The 17,381-nt window shown below is 64.4% G+C and carries 15 protein-coding genes; 10 read left to right on the forward strand and 5 right to left on the reverse strand.

Annotated features, from left to right (window positions below; translation table 11 throughout):
* Nucleotides 1-43: 43 nt before the first annotated feature.
* A complete protein-coding gene (ccmA, locus tag G6P99_RS02245) occupies nt 44-646 on the reverse strand; it encodes a heme ABC exporter ATP-binding protein CcmA (protein WP_029081314.1) in 603 nt (200 codons plus the stop codon).
* Between the two features lie 239 nt (nt 647-885).
* On the opposite strand from ccmA, the gene acnA reads away from it, so the two are divergent.
* From acnA to G6P99_RS02260, 3 genes are all read left to right on the forward strand, one after another.
* A complete protein-coding gene (gene acnA / locus G6P99_RS02250; protein ID WP_029081315.1) occupies nt 886-3,606 on the forward strand; it encodes an aconitate hydratase AcnA in 2,721 nt (906 codons plus the stop codon).
* 161 nt (nt 3,607-3,767) lie between these two features.
* A complete protein-coding gene (locus tag G6P99_RS02255; protein ID WP_029081316.1) occupies nt 3,768-4,529 on the forward strand; it encodes a DUF1223 domain-containing protein in 762 nt (253 codons plus the stop codon).
* Between the two features lie 548 nt (nt 4,530-5,077).
* Nucleotides 5,078-5,449: a DUF2794 domain-containing protein gene (locus G6P99_RS02260; protein ID WP_029081317.1), complete on the forward strand. Its 372-nt coding sequence runs from the start codon at nt 5,078-5,080 to the stop codon at nt 5,447-5,449.
* A 44-nt stretch (nt 5,450-5,493) separates the two neighbouring features.
* Here the strand turns inward: G6P99_RS02260 and G6P99_RS02265 are convergent, their stop codons facing one another.
* From G6P99_RS02265 to G6P99_RS02280, 4 genes are all read right to left on the reverse strand, one after another.
* Nucleotides 5,494-6,024, reverse strand: coding sequence for a GNAT family N-acetyltransferase (locus G6P99_RS02265; protein WP_029081318.1), 531 nt, complete (start codon nt 6,022-6,024; stop codon nt 5,494-5,496).
* Between the two features lie 115 nt (nt 6,025-6,139).
* Nucleotides 6,140-6,931, reverse strand: coding sequence for a Bax inhibitor-1/YccA family protein (locus G6P99_RS02270; protein ID WP_029081319.1), 792 nt, complete (start codon nt 6,929-6,931; stop codon nt 6,140-6,142).
* A 233-nt stretch (nt 6,932-7,164) separates the two neighbouring features.
* Nucleotides 7,165-9,735 carry an ABC transporter permease gene (locus tag G6P99_RS02275; protein ID WP_165127129.1) on the reverse strand — a complete coding sequence of 857 codons (2,571 nt, stop codon included), beginning with the start codon at nt 9,733-9,735 and terminating at the stop codon, nt 7,165-7,167.
* A complete protein-coding gene (locus tag G6P99_RS02280; protein WP_029081321.1) occupies nt 9,732-10,451 on the reverse strand; it encodes an ABC transporter ATP-binding protein in 720 nt (239 codons plus the stop codon). The genes G6P99_RS02275 and G6P99_RS02280 overlap by 4 nt, the downstream gene beginning before the upstream one ends.
* Nucleotides 10,452-10,506: 55 nt before the next feature.
* Between G6P99_RS02280 and G6P99_RS02285 the strand changes: the two genes are divergently transcribed.
* The 7 genes from G6P99_RS02285 to sucD all read left to right on the forward strand — a co-directional run bounded on the left by G6P99_RS02285 (nt 10,507) and on the right by sucD (nt 17,154).
* Nucleotides 10,507-11,166 (forward strand): arylesterase, encoded by a 660-nt coding sequence (locus tag G6P99_RS02285; protein ID WP_165129230.1) that lies wholly within the window; start codon nt 10,507-10,509, stop codon nt 11,164-11,166.
* Between the two features lie 168 nt (nt 11,167-11,334).
* Nucleotides 11,335-11,871, forward strand: coding sequence for an RNA 2',3'-cyclic phosphodiesterase (gene thpR / locus G6P99_RS02290; RefSeq protein ID WP_029081323.1), 537 nt, complete (start codon nt 11,335-11,337; stop codon nt 11,869-11,871).
* Nucleotides 11,872-12,026: 155 nt separating this feature from the next.
* Nucleotides 12,027-13,214 (forward strand): cell division protein ZapE, encoded by a 1,188-nt coding sequence (gene zapE / locus G6P99_RS02295; protein ID WP_029081324.1) that lies wholly within the window; start codon nt 12,027-12,029, stop codon nt 13,212-13,214.
* Nucleotides 13,215-13,436: 222 nt separating this feature from the next.
* Nucleotides 13,437-14,405, forward strand: a complete 969-nt coding sequence (gene mdh, locus G6P99_RS02300) for a malate dehydrogenase (protein ID WP_029081325.1) — start codon at nt 13,437-13,439, stop codon at nt 14,403-14,405.
* Between the two features lie 158 nt (nt 14,406-14,563).
* The gene (gene sucC / locus G6P99_RS02305) at nt 14,564-15,760 is read left to right on the forward strand and encodes an ADP-forming succinate--CoA ligase subunit beta (protein WP_029081326.1); all 1,197 of its coding nucleotides are present in this window, start codon (nt 14,564-14,566) and stop codon (nt 15,758-15,760) included.
* 2 nt (nt 15,761-15,762) lie between these two features.
* Nucleotides 15,763-16,239 carry a DUF1579 family protein gene (locus tag G6P99_RS02310; protein ID WP_029081327.1) on the forward strand — a complete coding sequence of 159 codons (477 nt, stop codon included), beginning with the start codon at nt 15,763-15,765 and terminating at the stop codon, nt 16,237-16,239.
* A gap of 33 nt (nt 16,240-16,272) precedes the next feature.
* On the forward strand, nt 16,273-17,154 hold the full coding sequence (gene sucD / locus G6P99_RS02315; protein WP_029081328.1) for a succinate--CoA ligase subunit alpha: 882 nt from the start codon (nt 16,273-16,275) through the stop codon (nt 17,152-17,154).
* Nucleotides 17,155-17,381: the final 227 nt, after the last annotated feature.

The following is a 17,381-nucleotide window of genomic DNA, read 5'->3' on the forward strand; positions in this document are numbered from 1 at the left end:
GGGACTGTGAGACCGGTGCTGGGCGAAAAGAGGAAGAGCGCCCTCATATCGCGCCTCCCATCCGCAGGTCGCGCGCGGCGATGCCGAGCGGCAGATGGGTTGCCGCGACGATCAGGCCGCCGCTGGCGAGGTGATCACGCATCAGCCCGACGAACAGCTCCTGTCCGGCCGCATCGAGCGCCGATGTCGGCTCGTCCAGCAGCCAGACCGGCCGCCGCACCGAGAGCAGGCGCGCGATCGAGAGGCGGCGGCGCTGGCCGGCGGAGAGGTAGGCCGCCGGCAGATGCGCGGCGTGGTCGAGCGCCACGGCGGCAAGGCAGCGGCCGGCGTCCTCCGTCTCGCCACCGAGGAAATCCCGCCAGAAGGAAAGATTTTCCGCAACGCTGAGCGCCGGCTTCAGGGCGTCGCGGTGGCCAAGATAATGGGCCTGTTCGGGCAGGCTGAGCTCGGCGTCGCCGCCTTCAAGCGCGATCGAACCCTCGGCGGGAACCAGCAGCCCGGCGATCACGCGCAGAAGCGAGGTCTTGCCCGCGCCGTTGGGGCCCGTGATGGCGAGCGCCTCGCCGGCTGTGGCCGACAGATCGAGGCCGGAAAACACCTCGCGTCCGCCGCGCACGCATTTCAGATTTCGTCCGGAGAGCTGCATGGTTCGTCTTGTCACAGCCCTCTGAAATCTTTCGCTACCGCGTGAGAATTTTTGGGTCGCGCAACGCTGTCGCACGCTTGTCGGTGTGGCGGTGCTTCTAGAAAGGTTCTATAAGCCCGGAACTTGATGCAGCACACACAATCGGCGGCCGCAAGCCATCCAGGCCATCCCTCGGCCAGTGTCGTTCGCCGGTGTTTAGTTACCCTTGCCGGGTATAACTGAAAATTGGGATTCCTCGCATGACCTCGCTCGACAGCTTCAAATGCCGCAAGACCATGAAGGTCGGCGGCAAGTCCTACGTCTATTACAGCCTGCCCCAGGCAGAGAAGAACGGACTGAAGGGAATTTCGAAGCTGCCCTATTCGATGAAGGTTCTGCTCGAGAACCTGCTGCGCAACGAGGATGGCCGCACCGTCAAGAAGGAAGATATTGTTGCGGTGTCGAAGTGGCTGAAGAAGCGCCAGCTCGAGCACGAAATCGCCTTCCGCCCGGCGCGCGTGCTGATGCAGGATTTCACCGGCGTCCCGGCCGTGGTCGATCTCGCGGCGATGCGCAACGCGATGCAGAACCTCGGCGGCGATGCCGAGAAGATCAACCCGCTGGTGCCGGTCGATCTCGTCATCGATCACTCGGTGATCGTCAACTTCTTCGGTGACAACAAGGCGTTCGCGAAGAACGTCACCGAGGAATACAAGCAGAACCAGGAGCGCTACGAGTTCCTGAAGTGGGGCCAAAAGGCGTTCTCGAACTTCTCGGTGGTGCCGCCCGGCACCGGCATCTGCCACCAGGTCAATCTCGAATATCTCGCGCAGACGGTCTGGACCAAGAAGGAGAAGATGACGGTCGGCAAGAAGACCGGCACCTTCGAGGTCGCCTATCCTGACTCGCTGGTCGGCACCGACTCGCACACCACGATGGTCAACGGCCTCGCCGTGCTCGGCTGGGGCGTCGGCGGCATCGAGGCGGAGGCCTGCATGCTCGGCCAGCCGTTGTCGATGCTGCTGCCTGAGGTGGTCGGCTTCAAGCTCAAGGGCCAGCTCAAGGAAGGCGTCACCGCGACCGACCTCGTGCTGACCGTCACCCAGATGCTGCGCAAGCTCGGCGTGGTCGGCAAGTTCGTCGAGTTCTTCGGTCCCGGCCTCGATTTCCTGTCGGTCGCGGACAAGGCAACCATCGGCAACATGGCACCCGAATACGGCGCGACCTGCGGCTTCTTCCCGGTCGATGCCGCGACCATCGATTACCTGAAGACCTCGGGCCGCAAAGCCGATCGCGTCAAGCTGGTGCAGGCCTATGCCAAGGCGCAGGGTCTGTTCCGCACCGCCAAGTCGGCCGATCCGGTGTTCACCACCACGCTGACGCTCGACCTCGGCGACGTCGTGCCGTCGATGGCCGGACCGAAGCGTCCCGAAGGCCGCATCGCGCTGCCCGCGGTGTCGACCGGTTTCGCCACCGCGCTGGTCGGCGAGTACAAGAAGCCCGAGGGTGAGACGAAGCGCTTCGCCGTCGAGGGCCGTGACTTCGATCTCGGCCATGGCGACGTCGTGATCGCGGCGATCACCTCCTGCACCAACACCTCGAATCCGAGCGTGCTGATCGGCGCCGGCCTCTTGGCGCGCAAGGCGGCCGCCAAGGGCCTGAAGGCCAAGCCGTGGGTGAAGACCTCGCTCGCGCCGGGCAGCCAGGTGGTGGCGGAATATCTCGCCAATTCCGGCCTGCAGACCGATCTCGACAAGGTCGGCTTCAACCTGGTCGGCTTCGGCTGCACGACCTGCATCGGCAACTCCGGCCCGCTGCCGGAAGACATCTCGAAGTCGATCAACGAAAACGGCATCGTTGCCGCCGCCGTGCTGTCGGGCAACCGCAACTTCGAAGGCCGCGTCTCGCCGGACGTGCAGGCGAACTATCTCGCCTCGCCGCCGCTGGTGGTTGCGCATGCACTTGCCGGCACCGTGACGAAGGATCTCGCGGTCGAGCCGCTCGGCATCGGCAAGGACGGCAAGCCGGTGTTCCTGAAGGACATCTGGCCGACCACCAAGGAGATCAACACCTTCATGAAGAAGTACGTCACCGCGACCATCTTCAAGAAGAAGTACGCCGACGTGTTCAAGGGCGATACCAACTGGCGCAAGATCAAGACCACGGAAAGCGAGACCTATCGCTGGAACATGAGCTCGACCTATGTGCAGAACCCGCCCTATTTCGAAGGCATGAAGAAGCAGCCGGACCCGGTCAACGACGTGGCCGACGCCCGGATCCTGGCGATGTTCGGCGACAAGATCACCACCGACCACATCTCCCCGGCCGGTTCGATCAAGCTGACCTCGCCCGCCGGCAAGTTCCTCAGCGAGCACCAGGTGCGTCCCGCCGACTTCAACCAGTACGGCACGCGGCGCGGTAACCACGAAGTGATGATGCGCGGCACCTTCGCCAACATCCGCATCAAGAACTTCATGCTGAAGGGCGCCGACGGCAATATTCCGGAAGGCGGTCTGACCAAGCACTGGCCCGACGGCGAAGAGATGTCGATCTACGACGCGGCGATGAAGTACCAGCAGGAGGAAGTGCCGCTGGTGGTGTTCGCCGGCGCCGAATACGGCAACGGCTCGTCGCGCGACTGGGCTGCGAAGGGCACGCGCCTGCTCGGCGTGCGCGCGGTGATCTGCCAGAGCTTCGAGCGCATCCATCGCTCCAACCTGGTTGGCATGGGCGTGCTTCCGCTCACCTTCCAGGACGGCACGTCGTGGTCCTCGCTCGGCCTGAAGGGCGACGAGAAGGTCACGATCCGCGGGCTGCAGGGCGACCTCAAGCCGCGCCAGACCCTGACCGCCGAGGTCGTCTCCGCCGACGGCGGCAAGCGGGACGTCCCGCTGCTCTGCCGTATCGATACGCTGGACGAGCTCGATTACTATCGCAACGGCGGCATCCTGCACTATGTGCTGCGCAAACTCGCGGCCTAACGCGGATTTGTGATCGGTGCCTCACCGCTTAGTGAGTGGCGACTAAAAAGAAGGCGGCCTATGACAAGGCCGCTTTCTCGCGTTTTGGGGCACGCAAGTTCAGGGACAGACTTCATGCTCCGTACAATTACGGATGGAAATCATCACGACTGGTTCGCAGTATGACAGCGATGATGGCCTATAATTCGATCTCGCGATGGTCCAGCGCTCTTGGTATTTGCGCGATCGTTGCAGTCATCCGCCCCGCTCACGCCGATCCGCGTGCTGTCGTCGAACTCTTCACCTCGCAGGGGTGCTCGTCCTGTCCGCCCGCGGACAAGATCATCGGTGATCTCGCCAAGGACCCCAACGTCATCGCGCTGAGCATGCCGATCGACTATTGGGACTATCTCGGCTGGAAGGACACGCTGGCCGATTCCCGTTTCAGCGCGCGCCAGAAAGCCTATTCGCACATGCGCGGCGATCGCGACGTCTACACGCCGCAGGCCGTGATCAATGGCTCCGCGCATGTGATCGGCAGCGATCGGGCGAGCATCGAGAGCGCCATCAAGGACACCGAGAAGAGCGGCAGCGTGATGTCGGTGCCGGTGACGCTGACGCTGACCGGCAAGCAGATCAACGTTTCGGTGGCCGCGTCGAAGTCGCCCGCAGTGTCGCGCGGCGAAGTCTGGATCTGCTCGATCTCGAAGTCGGTGGCGATCTCGATCGCGCGCGGCGAGAACCGCGGCCAGGAGATCACGTATCACAATGTGGTGCGCAATCTCCTGAAGGTCGGTGACTGGAACGGTTCGTCCGGGAGCTGGACCGTGCCGCTGGAGAACATTACGCGCGATGGCGTCGATGCCGCGGCGGTGTATGTCCAGGACGGCAATCGCGACAAGCCGGGCCCGATGCTCGGCGCCGCCTTCACCTCGCTTCGCTAGCGTCTTGCGGCGCCAGCTTCCGTCGGTCGCCTGATTTGGCGACACGCAGCTTGTCGTGCAGCCCACGCGGGAGGCGGCCGACATGCATCCAGAGATATACTGAACCGAACGCGGTGAGCCTCTGCGCACGTCGCGATCGCGCGTGCCTCGAGCAGGCTCCCAAAAACAAAAAGGACCAACTTTCGTTGGCCCAGTGTTGGGATTAACTCCCCTGCGAACAGGCCCGATCCCGACGGCCCCGGGGGGCTGGGGGCTGAGGAATCCGGAACCGAAAGGACCGGGCCAACGCAGGATTCTCTTTTCGCAGGGCAGCGGGGCGGGCGATGGGCGGAAGTGGGGCAGCAATATGATTCCGCTAACGTTCCCGTGACTCTCTGGTTTTCCGGATAATCCGCCGCGCCAGACCGTGGTTAAGACCTGGTTGCATCGCGAATGGCCCCTTGCAGGCCCCCTCGCTTAGCGCAATCATGTCAGCGTTGTGACGATCCCGAAAAGGGGGGGACCGGCTTTCGGACCATGATCGTCACGGGGATGACAGGAGGCGCTCGATGAGTCTGATCTCGGAGGACACTGATCCGAGCGGGAGCCGCGCCGCGGCGCGCCCCGCCGCCGCGATCCCGCAGCCCAACCGCGTGACCTTCAATCGACCAGAGCTCAACCGCATTCTCAATCTCTACGGCCGCATGGTCGCCGACGGCGAGTGGCGCGACTATGCGATCGACTTCCTGAAGGACCGTGCCGTGTTCTCGGTGTTTCGGCGCGCGTCCGAAATGCCGATCTACCGGATCGAGAAGGATCCCCGGCTTGCGCGCAAGCAGGGCATGTACAGCGTGATTTCGGCGACGGGCCTGATCCTGCGCCGCGGCCACGAACTCGAACGCGTGCTGTTGGTGATCGACCGCAAGCTGTCGCTGGTCTAGCGAGGACAAGCTCGCCGCTTCATCCGGGCTACAGGTTCGTTGCGCTAATCCGCCGGCACGGTCGCGCCGCCTTCGCCGAGCGCGCGCTGCATCATCACGGTATCGAGCCAGCGGCCGAATTTCAGGCCGACACCCGGGTGGGTCCCGATCATCTCAAAACCGCAGCGGCGGTGCAGCCCGATCGAGCCGGCATTGGCCGTATCCCCGATCACCGCGATCATCTGCCGGAAGCCGCGCGCGTCGCATTCGGCGATCAGGCGCTCCATCAGCTTGAGGCCGACGCCGCGGCGATGGAGCGCGGGATCCAGATAAACCGAGTTCTCGACCGTGAAGCGATAGGCCGGCCGCGGCCGGTAGGGGCCGGCGTAGGCATAGCCGGCGACGCGGCCGTCGAGCTCTGCTGTGAAATAGGGGAAGCCGCCATCCATCAGCGCCCTCCAGCGGCGGGTCATCTCGGCGAGGTCGGGCGGGATCAGCTCGAAGGTCGCGGTGCCAAAGCGAACCGCCTGCTCATAGATCGCGGTGATCGAGGGCAGGTCCGCCTCGGCGGTCAGCCTGATTTCCGGATTGGACACCGCAGGATTGGACATCACGGAATTAGGCATGGCGCGACAGTATTTTTGCTCCGCGCAAAAGAAAAGCCCCGGCCGCTAGGGCCGGGGCTTGGGTCGATCCCTTCGCTCGAGGCGCTTAGTCGCGCTGGCCGAGCAGCTGCAGCAGCAGCGTGAACAGGTTGATGAAGTTCAGGTAGAGCGACAGCGCACCCGTGATTGCCGCACGCTCTGCCATCACGCCACCTTGCGAGGCGTAGCCGTAGATGTAGTCGTTCTTCAGCCGCTGGGTGTCCCAAGCGGTGAGACCGGCGAACACCAGCACGCCGACCACCGAGACGATGAACTGCAGCGCCGAGCTCGCCAGGAACAGGTTGACCAGGCTCGCGATGATGATGCCGATCAGACCCATGAACAGGAACGAGCCCATGCCGCTCATGTCACGCTTGGTGGTGTAGCCGTAGAGGCTCAGCGCACCGAACGTCGCCGCGGTGATGAAGAACACGCGCACGATCGAGGTGTGCGTGTACACCAGGAAGATCGACGACAGCGACAGGCCCATCAGTGCCGAGAACACCCAGAACAGGAGCTGGGCGGTCGCGGGCTGCAGGCGGTTGATGCCGGCCGAGATGACGAACACCATCGCTAGAGGGGCGAGGATGAACAGCCACTTCAGCGGGCTCACGAACATCGCGTAGCCGAACTGCGTCAGATAGGCGTTGCCGAACTTGGCGACGGCGGCGGACTGGTCGCTGGTCACCGCACCCATGTAGACGCCGAGCGCGGCCAGGCCGGTGATGGCCAGGCCGATGCTCATGTAGTTGTAGATGCGCAGCATGTAGGCGCGCAGACCGGCGTCGACGGCCGCAGCGTCAATGCGCCCGGCGGCCCGGCCGAAAGGAGAAGCGTAATTGCGGTCTAGGTCCGACATGGTCGAATTCCCGTGGTTGGTCCCGGTGGAGCGCAAGGGATTTGCGGCGCCGGTCGTAAATCTATCTCAGATGGCTCGGTTTGCGGAATATTAATTCCGTGTCATTCAACCGACCATCCGGCTCGATTGGTATGTGGGAAATTAACACATCCGACGCAAGCTTCCACGCGCGGCCGAATGTCGCTCTGCGCGAACAGTATAGGGAAAAACGGCCTCGGTGCCGCTACAAATTGTCACAAATTCCGCAGCACGGAGGCCGGCTTCTGGTTCAGCGCGAGCAGCGTTCCTGCCAGCCCCAACCCAACCGTGACGATCAGCGCGGCGACCACGACCAGCGCGGCGCTGCCGGCCTGCCAGATGAAACTCAGCGTCATCAGTCGCGTCACGATCAGCCAGGCCGCGATCGAACCGGCGATCACGCCGAATAAGGCGGTTGCAAAACCGATCATCAGATACTCCAGCGCGTAGGCGCCGAGCAGCCGGACCCGCGTGGCGCCGAGCGTCTTGAGGATCACGGCATCGTAGACGCGGTGGCGGTGACCTGCGGCGAGCGCGCCGCCCAGCACCAGGATCGCCGAGATCAGCGTCACGGCGCTGGCGCCGCGGATCGCCAGCACCAGATTGCTGACCACGCTGCCGACCGTCTCCAGCGCCTCGCGGACCCGCACGCTGGTCACCATCGGGAACGCGTCGGCGACCTGCTTGATGATGCGCGCGTCGTCTCCGGAATCCGCGTGTGGTTCTGTCAAGGTCGCGACATGGCTGTGCGGCGCGCCCTTGAAGGCGTTCGGCGAGAACACCAGCACGAAGTTGATGCCAAGCCCCTGCCAGTCGATGTTGCGCAGATTGGCGATCTTCGCCGCTACGTCGCGGCCGAGCACGTTGACCACGATCTCGTCGCCGATCTTCAGGTCCAGGCCGTCGGCGATCTTCTTCTCCATCGAGACCAGCGGCGGTCCGCTGTAGTCCGGCCCCCACCATTCGCCCTCGACGATCTTCGAGCCCTTGGGGATCTCGCCGGTGTAGGTCAGGCCGCGGTCGCTCTGCAGCACCCATTCCGAATCGACTGACGGCTTGAGCTGGTCACCCTTGACGCCGCGGGCGGCGACGATGCGCCCGCGCAGCATCGGCACGTCCTCGACGGTCGAGCCAGGCGCGATCTGCGCCAGGAAGCCGGCAAAGCGATCGGCCTCGGTGGAGGGGATGTCGATGAAGAAGAACGACGGCGCCCGGTCCGGCAGCGCGGCCAAAAATTGCCGGCGCAGATTTCCGTCGATCTGGGTGATGGTGACGAGCACCGCGAGCCCGAGCCCGAGCGACAGCACGACCGACGGCGTCAGCGCGCCCGGCCGGTGGATGTTGGCGATTGCAAGCCGCAGCATGGTGATGCGGCTGCGCGGCAGCCGGCGCGCCACCGCCATCAGGATTTCGGCGATCCCGCGCAAAAGCAGGAACACCGCGATCGAGGCGACGACGAAGACGGTCGCGACCCGCTTGTCATAGGCAAGTCCGATCGCAACCCCGACCAGGAGCGCGATCACCACGGCCATCAGCGCGAGATAGCTCCAGCGCGGGCGGTGCCACTCGCTGGTGATGGTCTCGCGGAACAGCGCCGCTACCGGCACGTCATGCACCCGGCCGAGCGGCCACAGCCCGAACGCCAGTGCGGTGAGCTGGCCGTAGAGGAAGGAGAGCGCAAGCTCGTCGGGATGCAGCGCGGGCACCACCGGCAGCGGCAGCAGCTTGCCAAACAGGCCGACGATGACGAAGGGCAGCGCGGCGCCGAGCACGAGCCCGATCACCGAACCGATCCCGGCCAGCACCACCACCTGCGTGCAGTAGATCGTGAAGACGTCGCGGCCGGTGGCGCCGAGCGCCTTGAACGAGGCGATGACGTCGCGGCGCCGGTCGATATGGCTCTTCACGGCATTGGCGACGCCGACACCGCCGACCAGCAGCGCCGCAAGGCCGACCAGGGTCAGGAACTGGGTAAAGCGGTTGATGGTGCGCTCAAGCTGCGGCGAAGCGTTGTTGCGGCTGCGGACCTCCCAGCCGGCCTCCGGTGCCGCCGCCCGTGCGCCGTCGATCAGCGCGGTGGTGGCGCGATCGTCGTTGGCGCCGTCGGGCAGCTTCACCCGGTAAATCCAGCGCACCAGGCTGCCCGGTTGCAGCAGGTCGGTGGCGCGCAGGCTCGCTTCGCTGATCAGAAAGCGCGGGCCGAGGCCGACGCCGCCGGCGAGCTTGTCGGGCTCGGCCGCGACCACGCTGCGGATCTGGTAGGTCGCGCTGCCGATGGTGACGCGGTCGCCCAGCTTGAGGTCGAGCCGCGCCAGCAGTGTCGAGTCGGCCGCCGCGCCAAAAACGCCGTCGCGCTCGGCGAGCAGGTCGGCGACCGGCATGTTCGGCTCCAGCGTCAGCTCGCCGAGCATCGGATATCTGCCGTCGACCGCCTTGAGCTCGACCAGCGCCAGCTTGCCGTCGCCGCTGCGCGCCATCGCGCGGAGCGTGGCTGCGACCGAAACCTCGCCGCGCGTGCGCAGGTAGGCGACCTCGTCGGGTTTGGCCTCGCGCGAGATCAGCGAGAACGCGACATCGCCGCCGAGCAGCGTGCGCCCCTCGCGCGACAGGCCGTCGCCGAGGCTCGCGGCGACCGAGCCGACGCCGGCAATCGCCATCACGCCGAGCGCGATGCAGGCGATGAAGACGTAGAAGCCGCGCAGGCCGCGGCGCAATTCGCGCAGCGCATATCGGAAGGCAAGCGACGACGCGCGACCCTGGATCGCGACTTCGGACGCAATGCTCATCTCGTCGATTGTCCGTCGATGCGGCCGGAGCGCAGCCGCACGACGCGGTCGCAGCGCTGGGCGAGCGCGAGGTCGTGCGTCACCAGCACCAGCGTCATGCCGCGCTCGGCGTGCTTGGTGAAGAGCAAATCGACGATCTGCTTTCCCGTCGTCTCGTCGAGATTTCCGGTCGGCTCGTCAGCGACGAGGATCGCCGGATCGGGCGCCAGCGCGCGCGCGATGGCAACGCGCTGCTGCTCGCCGCCGGACAATTGCGTCGGATAGTGATGCAGGCGTTCGCCGAGCCCGACCGATTGCAGCTCCTGCGCGGCGCGTGCGGCGGCATCGGGATTGCCGGCGAGCTCGAGCGGCACGGCGACGTTCTCCAGCGCGGTCATGGTCGGGATCAGATGGAACGACTGGAAGACGATGCCGACCTGTCGGCCGCGGAAGCGCGCGAGCGCATCTTCATCGAGGGCATTGAACGAGGTGCCGTTGACGACCACTTCACCACTGTCAGGACGTTCAAGCCCCGCCATCACCATCAGCAAGGTCGACTTGCCCGAGCCCGACGGGCCGATCAGGCCGATGGCCTCACCCGCTGCCACACGAAGGCTGATATCTTTGAGGATATGAACCCGTGCCGCGCCGGTGCCGAGCGAGAGATTGACGTTCCTGACGGCAATGGTGTCCGGCTCGACGTCGGTCAGTGAAGAGGATTCGATGAGACTGTCCATGGTTCGGTCATATGGCACTTCCGCGGCTGCGGTCGAGGGCCGGTTGAGAATCTTCGTGCACATACTCGTGTTGCTTATGGGCTTGATGACGGCGGCAAGCGCGCAGACGGCCGGACCGGAGAAGGGCCCCGCGTCAGGTTCGGCAAAACCGGTCAAAATGGTGGTCCTGGGCGATTCCCTGAGCGCCGGTTACGGCCTTCCGGGCCCGGCGGGGTTCCCGGTCCGGCTGCAAAAGGCCTTGGAAGCCAAGGGGATAAAGGTCGAGATGACCAATGCCGGGGTGTCCGGCGACACCGCCTCAGGCGGCCGCGAGCGGCTCGACTGGTCGGTGCCTGACGGAACCGATGCGGTGATCGTCGAGCTCGGCGCCAACGATGCGCTGCGCGGCATCGATCCCGCGGTCACGCGTGCCGCGCTCTCCGACATCATCACAAAGTTGCAGGCGCGCAAGATCGCCGTGCTCTTGTGCGGCATGCTGGCGCCGCCGAACTATGGCAGCGACTATGCGGCGAAGTTCAACGCGATCTATCCGGAGCTCTCGAAATCCCTTGGCGTGCCGCTCTATCCATTCTTCCTCGATGGGGTTGCTGCCGATGCCAAGCTCAACCAGGCCGACGGCATGCATCCGACGGCAGCGGGCGTGGACATCGTCGTGAACAACATGCTGCCCACGGTGGAGGCATTTCTCGGTGCATTATCAGGGCAACGCAGTTGAATCGCAGGCAGCGAGCCGTGTGGTGTCCGTAGGTTTACGAGCTGTTAACCGGTCATGCTTCGCAGAGTCACATATCTCGGGTACAAATAGGCATCGGTGATTCGTCACCGGGGTCTGTTACAGGGTGCGGGCTCCCAAAACTCGCGCCAAGCATCGAGGATTATTGCGATGCCGCGTCTGTTCACTGGACTGGAAATTCCGGCCGAAATCGGCCAAACCCTCTCCGGCTTGCGTGGCGGCCTTCCCGGCGCGCGCTGGATCGATCCCGAAAATTATCACGTCACTCTGCGCTTCATCGGCGACATCGATGGCATGTGGGCCAACGAGATCGCAACGATGCTGTTCCGGGTGAACCGCAAGCCGTTCGAGGTCAAACTGCAAGGCCTGTCGAGCTTCGGCGGACGCAAGCCGCGCGCGGTGGTTGCCGCCGTCGAGCCGAGCCGTCCGCTGATCGAACTGCAGGCCGAGCTCGAGCGGATGATGCAGCGGATGGGGCTCGATCCCGAGGGCAGGAAATTCACGCCACATGTCACGCTTGCGCGTTTGCATGACGCGTCGAGCCAGGACGTCGCGGATTATCTGTCCGTGCGCGGCTACTTCCCGAGCCGCAGCTTTCTGGCGGACCGCTTCGTGCTGTTCTCGTCGCGGGCGTCGACAGGCGGCGGCCCCTACGTGGTCGAGGATTCCTACGCGCTCTGCGCGTAAGGCATCGCAGACCGCGGCTTGAGGTGTCAGGCAGGCGGCCCGTGCGGTCGGCCGTGGTATGCAAGGGCTTGCCCCTGCATACCCGTTGCTTGCATGGCCATCGGCACAATTCACGACTTGCAATTTTCCGCGCACTAGGGCCGTAAGGTGGGCCCATGCTGTCCACCTCGCCGAGTTCCTTTCTCGAACACTACAACGCCCTGGTCGCCTCCGGCGCGATCGAGGCCGATCCTGCGCAGGCGCGCGCCGCCGAAGCGTTCGGCGCACTGGACGAGCGGCTCGCGAGCTACAAGCCGCAGCGCAAACAGGGCCTGTTCGGACGGCTGTTCGGCGGCGACAAGGACGACAAGCCGCCACGCGGCCTCTACGTCCATGGCGAGGTCGGCCGCGGCAAGACCATGCTGATGGATCTGTTCTTCCAGCAGAGCCCGGTCGAGCACAAGCGCCGCGCGCACTTCCACGAATTCATGGCCGAGGCACATGAGCGCATTTACGGCTATCGTCAGCAGATCGCGCGTGGCGAGATCTCGGACGGCGACGTGATCGCGCTCACCGCACAGGCGATCTTCGACGAGGCCTGGCTGCTCTGCTTCGACGAATTCCACGTCACCGACATTGCGGACGCGATGATCCTCGGGCGGCTGTTCGCAAAGCTGTTCGATCTCGGCACAGTCGTGGTGGCGACGTCGAACGTCGCGCCAGACGACCTCTACAAGGGCGGGCTCAATCGCGCGCTGTTCCTGCCGTTCATCGCGCAGATATCAGACCACATGGATGTGCTGCGGCTCGATGCGCGCACCGACTTCCGGCTCGAGAAGCTCGTCGGCGTGAAGATGTGGCTGGTGCCCGCGGATGACGCGGCTCGCGAGGCGCTCAATGCGGCGTGGCGCAAGATGACCGGCAACGCGCCGTGCAAGGCGCGCCTTATCGAGATCAAGAAGCGTCTGCTGACTGTGCCGTGCTCGTCGCATGGCGTCGCGCGCTTTGCCTTCGCCGATATCTGCGAGAAGCCGCTTGCCGCGTCCGATTACCTCAGGCTCGCGCACGACTACCACACGATCCTGATCGACCACATTCCGGTGATGGACTACGCCGAGCGCAATGCCGCCAAGCGCTTCATCTCGCTGATCGACACGCTCTATGACAATGCCGTGAAGTTGATGGCCTCGGCCGAGGCCGATCCGGTGTCGCTGTACCTTGCGGAAGACGGCATCGAGGCGATGGAATTCAAGCGCACCTCCTCGCGCCTGATCGAAATGAGCTCGGAATCCTATTTGGCGCTGCCGCACGGCCGGAAGGACTCCTCCGCAAGCGGCTCGTCGACCGGCCTGGTCGAGACCTGACACTCCGCCTCGAAATTCAGCCTCGAAATTCGATCTTGCGCGGGGTGCGGTTCGGAGCAACTTTCCGTGTCTCCGGGACGGATGTTGCTGGCATGCCTGATCGAATTCCAGGCAGGGCCCGCAATCGGGCAGGCCGCGACTTGAATGGATCATTCGAAAGGGATAACCACCCTTGCAACCGACTTCCCTCCCTCCTGCACCAGTTCAAAGGACTGATTTCCCATGGCACGCGACAAGATTGCTCTGATTGGCTCCGGACAGATCGGCGGAACGCTGGCGCACCTCGTTGGCCTCAAGGAACTCGGAGACGTCGTGCTGTTCGATATTGCCGAGGGCGTGCCGCAGGGCAAGGCGCTCGACATCGCACAGTCGTCGCCGGTCGACGGTTTCGACTCCAATCTGGTCGGCGCCAACTCCTATGACGCGCTCGACGGCGCCAAGGTCTGCATCGTTACCGCGGGCGTGCCGCGCAAGCCGGGCATGAGCCGCGACGATCTCCTGTCGATCAACCTCAAGGTCATGGAGCAGGTCGGCGCCGGCATCAAGAAGTACGCCCCCGACGCCTTCGTCATCTGCATCACCAACCCGCTGGATGCGATGGTGTGGGCGCTGCAGAAGGCCTCGGGCCTGCCGCACAAGAAGGTGGTCGGCATGGCCGGCGTGCTCGACTCCGCGCGTTTCCGCTACTTCCTTGCCGACGAATTCAACGTCTCGGTCGAAGACGTCACCGCCTTCGTGCTGGGCGGCCACGGCGACACCATGGTGCCGCTCACCCGCTACTCGACCGTTGCCGGCATCCCGCTGCCCGACCTCGTCAAGATGGGCTGGACCTCGCAGGCGCGGATCGACGAGATCGTTGATCGCACCCGCAATGGCGGCGCCGAGATCGTCAATTTGCTCAAGACCGGCTCCGCCTTCTATGCGCCGGCGGCGTCGGCGATCCAGATGGCCGAGAGCTACCTGAAGGACAAGAAGCGCGTGCTGCCTTGCGCTGCCTATCTCAACGGCGAGTACGGCGTGAAGGACATGTATGTCGGCGTACCCACGGTGATCGGCTCCAAGGGTGTCGAGCGCATCGTCGAGATCGAGCTGGCCGGCAAGGACCGCGAGGCCTTCGACAAGTCGGTTGCCTCGGTGCAGGGCCTGGTCGACGCCTGCAAGAAGATCGCGCCCGATCTGCTCGGCAAGTAATCTGAGTTGGCAATGGCCCGATAGGCGATTTCGATCGCCTATCGGGTGCAAGGTGATGAAATTCCGGCGAATTTTCTAGTTGCACGAGCCTTGGTATATGGTATGCCAGATCAAGGCTGACGTGAAGTTCGCCGCACGAGGGTTGGGAGCGACGATCCATGAATATCCACGAATACCAGGCCAAGGCTCTGCTGCATGAATTCGGCGTGCCGATCTCCCGCGGCGTGCCGGTGCTGAAGGCTGAAGAAGCCGACGCGGCGGCCAAGCAGCTTCCCGGCCCGATCTGGGTGGTGAAGAGCCAGATCCATGCCGGCGGCCGCGGCAAGGGCAAGTTCAAGGAAGCATCCGCCGGCGACAAGGGCGGTGTCCGGATCGCCAAGTCGGTCGCCGAGGTCGACGCGTTCGCCAAGCAGATGCTCGGCGCGACGCTGGTCACGGTGCAGACCGGCCCGCACGGCAAGCAGGTCAACCGCCTCTACATCGAGGAAGGCTCCGAGATCGACAAGGAGTTCTATCTCTCGATCCTGGTCAATCGCGAGACCTCCGAAATCTCCTTCGTGGTGTCGACCGAAGGCGGCGTCAACATCGAAGAGGTCGCGCATTCGACCCCGGAAAAGATCGTCTCGTTCTCGGTCGATCCCGCTACCGGTATCATGCCGCACCACGGTCGCACCGTCGCCGAGGCGCTGAAGCTGAAGGGCGATCTTGCCAAGCAGGCCGAGAAGCTGACCGGTCAGCTCTACACAGCCTTCGCCGCCAAGGACATGGCGATGCTCGAGATCAACCCGCTCGTCGTCACCAAGCAGGGCCAGCTCCGCGTGCTCGACGCCAAGGTATCGTTCGACAGCAACGCGCTCTATCGTCACCCGGACGTGGTCGCGCTGCGCGACGAGACCGAGGAGGACGCCAAGGAAATCGAGGCGTCGAAATTCGACCTCAACTATGTCGCGCTCGACGGCACGATCGGCTGCATGGTCAACGGCGCCGGCCTCGCCATGGCGACCATGGACATCATCAAGCTCTACGGCATGGAGCCGGCGAACTTCCTTGACGTCGGCGGCGGCGCCAGTGTCGAGAAAGTTGCGGCCGCGTTCAAGATCATCACCGCCGATCCGAACGTGAAGGGCATTCTGGTCAACATCTTCGGCGGCATCATGAAGTGCGACGTGATTGCCGAAGGCGTGGTCGCCGCGGTGAAGCAGGTCGGCCTCAAGGTGCCGCTGGTGGTGCGCCTTGAAGGCACCAATGTCGAGCAGGGCAAGAAGATCATCCGCGAGAGCGGCCTCAACGTCCTGCCCGCCGACAATCTCGATGACGCTGCACAGAAAATCGTGAAAGCCGTCAAGGGAGGCTAACGATGGCCGGTCATCTCGACGCCCCGACACCGCTGGAAGAACACCGCAAGCTCGCGGTTTTCGCGGGCGAGTGGAATGGCGAAGAGATGGTCTATCCGTCGCGCTGGACCGCGGGCGGTCCGGCGAGCTCGCATGTCGTCGCGCGCATCGCGCTCAACGGTTTCTACCTGATCCAGGACAGCGTGCAGACCCGCGACGGCAAGGAGAGCTTCGCCACCCACGGCGTCTTCACCTACGACCGCGACGATCGGGCCTACAAATTGTTCTGGCACGATTCGCTCGGCTACTACCCGCCGTCGCCGGCGTCCGGCGGCTGGGCGGGCAAGTCGCTGATCCTGGTGCGCGGTTCGTTGCGCGGCAACGCCCGTCATGTCTACGAGGTCGTCGACGACAACACCTACAACATGAAAATCCAATTCTCGCCTGACGCGGAAGGGTGGGCCGACGTGCTCACCGGCGTCTACCGGCGTGTTCACTGAAACCCTTCACCGCTCGTCTCGCGAAAGCATCCCATGTCCATTCTGATCGACAAGAACACCAAGGTCATCTGCCAGGGCTTCACCGGCAAGAACGGTACATTCCATTCGGAAGCGGCGATCGCTTACGGCACCAGGATGGTCGGCGGCGTGGCGCCGGGCAAAGGCGGCTCGACCCATCTCAACCTGCCGGTGTTCGACACCGTCGCGGAAGCGCGCGCGAAGACCGGCGCCGACGCCAGCGTGGTCTATGTGCCGCCGCCGGGCGCGGCGGACGCGATCTGCGAGGCGATCGACGCGGAGATCCCGCTGATCGTCTGCATCACCGAGGGCATTCCGGTGCTCGACATGGTGCGTGTGAAGCGCTCGCTGTCGGGCTCCAAGTCGCGGCTGATCGGGCCGAACTGCCCCGGCGTGATGACCGCCGGCGAGTGCAAGATCGGCATCATGCCGGCCAACATCTTCAAGCCCGGCTCGGTCGGCATCGTCTCCCGCTCCGGCACCCTGACCTATGAGGCGGTGTTCCAGACCACCCAGGAGGGCCTCGGCCAGACCACTGCGGTCGGCATCGGCGGCGATCCGGTCAAGGGCACCGAGTTCATCGATGTGCTGGAGATGTTCCTGGCCGACGAGAACACCAAGTCGATTGTCATGATCGGCGAGATCGGCGGCTCCGCCGAGGAAGACGCCGCCCAGTTCCTCAAGGACGAGGCCAAGCGCGGCCGCAAGAAGCCGATGGTTGGCTTCATCGCCGGAGTCACCGCACCTCCCGGCCGCCGCATGGGCCATGCCGGTGCGATCATCTCCGGCGGCAAGGGCGACGCCGGCTCCAAGACCGCGGCGATGGAAGCGGCCGGCATCAGGGTGTCGCCGTCGCCGGCGCGGCTCGGGCACACGCTCGCAGAGATGCTGAAGTAGCCGCCTTCGGGCGAGGTTCCCTTCGGGGTATGGCGCGGTTTCCGGCGGGTTCCCGTTCGGGAGCCGCGCTTTTTTTTTGCGCGCATTACCGCCGATCGGGCGGATCAATAAAATATGAAAATAAATTCATTTCTTGGTTCTTTTAGGCAGGAATATCTGTCCTAGATGGGGTAAAGGGTAACGACCCAGCCGGCGCTCTTCTCAGACCGGCACTTGCGCCGTCTTCC

Source organism: Bradyrhizobium sp. 6(2017) (genome assembly GCF_011058295.2).
Lineage (GTDB): Bacteria > Pseudomonadota > Alphaproteobacteria > Rhizobiales > Xanthobacteraceae > Bradyrhizobium > Bradyrhizobium septentrionale.